Origin of the sequence: Streptomyces tricolor, assembly GCF_002155905.1 — a bacterium.
Lineage (GTDB): Bacteria > Actinomycetota > Actinomycetes > Streptomycetales > Streptomycetaceae > Streptomyces > Streptomyces tricolor.
This window is the reverse complement of record NZ_MUMF01000768.1, coordinates 1-3,243: the sequence shown is the minus strand read 5'-3', so window position 1 is coordinate 3,243 and position 3,243 is coordinate 1. Positions and strand designations below refer to the sequence as shown.

Here is a 3,243-nt window from a genome sequence, read left to right as displayed (position 1 = left end):
GCACCTCGCCGCCGAAGTTCTTCAGCAGCGCCTCAAGACCGCCGTCGAAGCCCTGTCCGACGGCGGCGAACCGCCACCCGTCCTTGAAGTAGAAGTCACCGAGCATCACGGCCCGCTCGGTGGAGAACTCCGCGCCGCTGAAGGAGTACCGCGCGACCTCCTCGCCGCCCGCCACGATGCGCAGGTATCCCGGGGCGATCTGCGACATCTGCCCGGCACCGTCGAGGGTCGCCGTGAAGGACAGCTTGCGGATGTGCGAGGGAATCCGGTCCAGCGTGACCCGGAACGACTCCGTGTCACCCGCCTGGGCACCCAGCAGCTGGATGGACTCCTCCGGGGACTTCGGCTGGTTGAAGAAGACGAAGTACCGGTCGTCCGAGAGACGCTCGTCGGCGTCCAGACCGAAGCAGCTGATGTCGAAGGTCAGTCCGGGCCCGGAGATCTGCACGCCTACGTACAGATCCGTGCCCGCCGTGAGGTCACTGATCCTGGCCTTGTGGCCGCGTTGGAATTCCCTGGCCATGCGTTACGACCGTCCCCCATCCCGAATATGAGTGCGTCGCGCCAGGCTAACGGCAAAGACCGACGACAGCCCCGAAGGGTCGCCGTCGGTACAGACCCGGTACACAACCGCACCCGGCCGCTCACACAGCGGCTCAGGCGTCCCGCTCACCCCGCGCGCCCGGCACGTGCGGCAGCCGCGCGGCGGCGACCACGCCTTCGAGGTAGCCGCGGGCCCGCTCGGTGCGCGGATAGGCCCCCAGCAGCCGCCAGAAGTCGGGGCCGTGGCCGGGGACCAGCAGATGCGCCAGCTCGTGGCAGAGCACGTAGTCGACGACGTACTCCGGCATCCCCTGCAACCGGTGCGAGAGCCGGATGCTGCCCTCGGCCGGGGTGCACGAACCCCAGCGGGTGTTCTGGTTGGTGACCCAGCGCACGGACGCGGGCCGGACCCGGCCGCCGAAGTACTGGTCCGACAGCCGCGCGGCACGCTCGGCCAGCTCGGCGTCGCCCAGCACCCGCCTGCTCTCCTGGGCGGCGAGTTTGTCGAGCATGACGGTCACCCAGCGCTGTTCCTCCGCCTTGGACATCCGGGCGGGGATCAGTACGACGGTGCGATCGCCCTCGCGGTACGCGGAGACCGTCCGGCGGCGCCGGGCGCTCCTGCGGACCTCGATCGCGCTCGCCCCCGAGCCGCCGGGCGGCTGGCTCGTCGTGCTGCGCTGTGGTTGACCGGCGCGGTGCAGTGGATCGGCGGGCACGCCCCGACGTTACCCGGTGCGCACGCGCAAAGTCCCGGCTCCCGAACGGTTCACCGCCGAGCCCCCACCGTGTGTTTGATTCGTACGACCGATCCACATGCCCGATTTACACCACTTCACCCGGGCCGATTGATGTGACAAGCATCCCCCGCCTGTGGATAACTCCCGACGCCCGCCGCACCGGCCGGGCATGCTGGCAGACATCCGCGGAGCACGACCTGCTCCGCCGGCAGGACACACGGACACGGGGGGACAGTCATGCATCCGGTGGTGAAACCCGCGCTGCGGCGCGGCTGGCGCGACCGCAACACCGTGCAGTTCGGGATGACCCCGGCGCACGCCGTGACACTGAGCCCGGTGGACACGGCGACCGGCAGCTTCCTCGACCTCCTCGACGGCACCCGCGGGCTGCCCCTGCTGCGCGAGGAGGGCCGCCGTGCCGACGTACCGGCCCGCAGCGTCGACGCACTCGTGGCGCGGCTGGCCCGCGCGGGCCTCGTCGACGACGCGCGGGGCGGCGGACCGGCCGCCGACGCGCTGCGGGACAAACCCGACGTCCTGGAACGGCTGCGCCCCGACCTCGCCTCGCTCTCCCTCCTCACCCGCGAGCCGGGCGCCGCACCGGCCCGGCTCGCGGCCCGGCGCGCGCTGCGGGTCCGGGTCCGCGGCGCCGGCCGGGTCGGCGCCCTGCTGGCGTCGGTCCTGTCCGGCGCCGGCGTCGGCGAGGTCGACGTGCGCGACGTGGGCCGCGTCGAACCGTGGGACGTCGCGCCGGGCGGGCTGCCCGCCGAGGCGCTCGGCGACCGCCGGGACGCGGCGGCACAGGCCGCCGTCCGCCGCGCGGCACCCGACCGGCCGCCCCGCCACGCCCACTCCCCCGGATCCGGCGCCGAGGACCCCGGCCTCTCCCTGGTGATCTTCGCGCCCCGGGACGACGTCGCCGTGCACGCCCCGGACCCGTTCACCGCCGATCCGCTCATGGCCGCCGGCACACCCCATCTGTACGCCGGCGTCGTGGAGGGCACCGGCATCGTCGGCCCGCTGGTACTGCCCGGCGAGACGGGCTGCGCCGGCTGCCTCCACCAGGACCGCACGGACCGCGACCCGGCCTGGCCCCGGCTGGTCGCCCAGTGGCGGTCCGGCAGGGCCCGCCGGGTCGGGGCCTGCGACCTGACCCTGGCCACGGCGGTGGCCGGACTCGCCGCGGCCCATGCCCTGGCCTTCCTCGACGGGGGATCACCGTCCGGAGCGGGTACCCGCTGGGAGGTGTCCCTGCCCGGTCTGACCTGGCGCAACCGGCCGGTCCCGCCGCATCCGGAGTGCGGCTGCGGGGCCGCGGAGAGAGGTAAACGGGAGCACTCCTCAACCAGCGGGCGGACGCGCGCGACAATGGCGGTGCAACGGCCGTCGACGGAGCGGCGACGCACAGCGGGCGCGGCACGGCCGACTGGGACTTGGAGGGCGCATGTCTGATCTTCCCCGGAAGGCGGTCACCCGTACCGCCAAGCTCGCCGCGCTCCCGCTCGGCTTCGCCGGCCGGGCGACCTGGGGGCTGGGCAAGCGGATCGTCGGCGAGTCCGCGGAGATCGTCGGCCGCGAGCTGCAACAGCGCACGGCGGAGCAACTGTTCAAGGTGCTCGGCGAGCTGAAGGGCGGCGCGATGAAGTTCGGGCAGGCGCTGTCCGTCTTCGAGTCGGCGCTGCCGGAGGAGATCGCCGGCCCCTACCGCGCGGCCCTGACCAAACTCCAGGAAGCGGCCCCGCCGATGCCGACCCGCACCGTGCACGCGGTCCTCGAGGAGCGGCTGGGCCCGGACTGGCGGGACCTGTTCGAGGAATTCGAGGACAAGCCGGCCGCCGCGGCCTCCATCGGCCAGGTGCACCGGGCGGTGTGGCACGACGGCCGCGAGGTGGCGGTCAAGGTGCAGTACCCGGGAGCCGGCGAGGCCCTCCTCTCCGACCTCGGCCAACTCAGCCGCTTC

General features: G+C 73.5%; 4 protein-coding genes. 2 read left to right on the top strand and 2 right to left on the bottom strand.

Annotated elements, in window-relative coordinates:
* Both CCN44_RS39150 and CCN44_RS39145 read right to left on the bottom strand, forming a co-directional pair.
* Positions 1–523 (bottom strand): TerD family protein (locus CCN44_RS39150; protein ID WP_143650350.1); only part of this gene is annotated, 523 nt, incomplete at its 3' end.
* Positions 524–656: 133 nt separating this feature from the next.
* Positions 657–1,262, bottom strand: a complete 606-nt coding sequence (locus tag CCN44_RS39145) for a M48 metallopeptidase family protein (RefSeq protein ID WP_086703806.1) — start codon at positions 1,260–1,262, stop codon at positions 657–659.
* A gap of 258 nt (positions 1,263–1,520) precedes the next feature.
* Between CCN44_RS39145 and CCN44_RS39140 the strand changes: the two genes are divergently transcribed.
* Both CCN44_RS39140 and CCN44_RS39135 read left to right on the top strand, forming a co-directional pair.
* Positions 1,521–2,735, top strand: a complete 1,215-nt coding sequence (locus tag CCN44_RS39140) for a TOMM precursor leader peptide-binding protein (RefSeq protein WP_086703803.1) — start codon at positions 1,521–1,523, stop codon at positions 2,733–2,735.
* Positions 2,728–3,243: AarF/UbiB family protein (locus tag CCN44_RS39135; protein ID WP_143650347.1), on the top strand; the 516-nt coding region annotated here is incomplete at its 3' end. The genes CCN44_RS39140 and CCN44_RS39135, both read left to right, overlap by 8 nt.

What these genes read in the sequence shown, in the direction of transcription:
- CCN44_RS39140 (WP_086703803.1), top strand. Translation starts at nt 1,521, where the DNA reads ATGCATCCGGTGGTGAAACCCGCGCTGCGGCGCGGCTGGCGCGACCGC.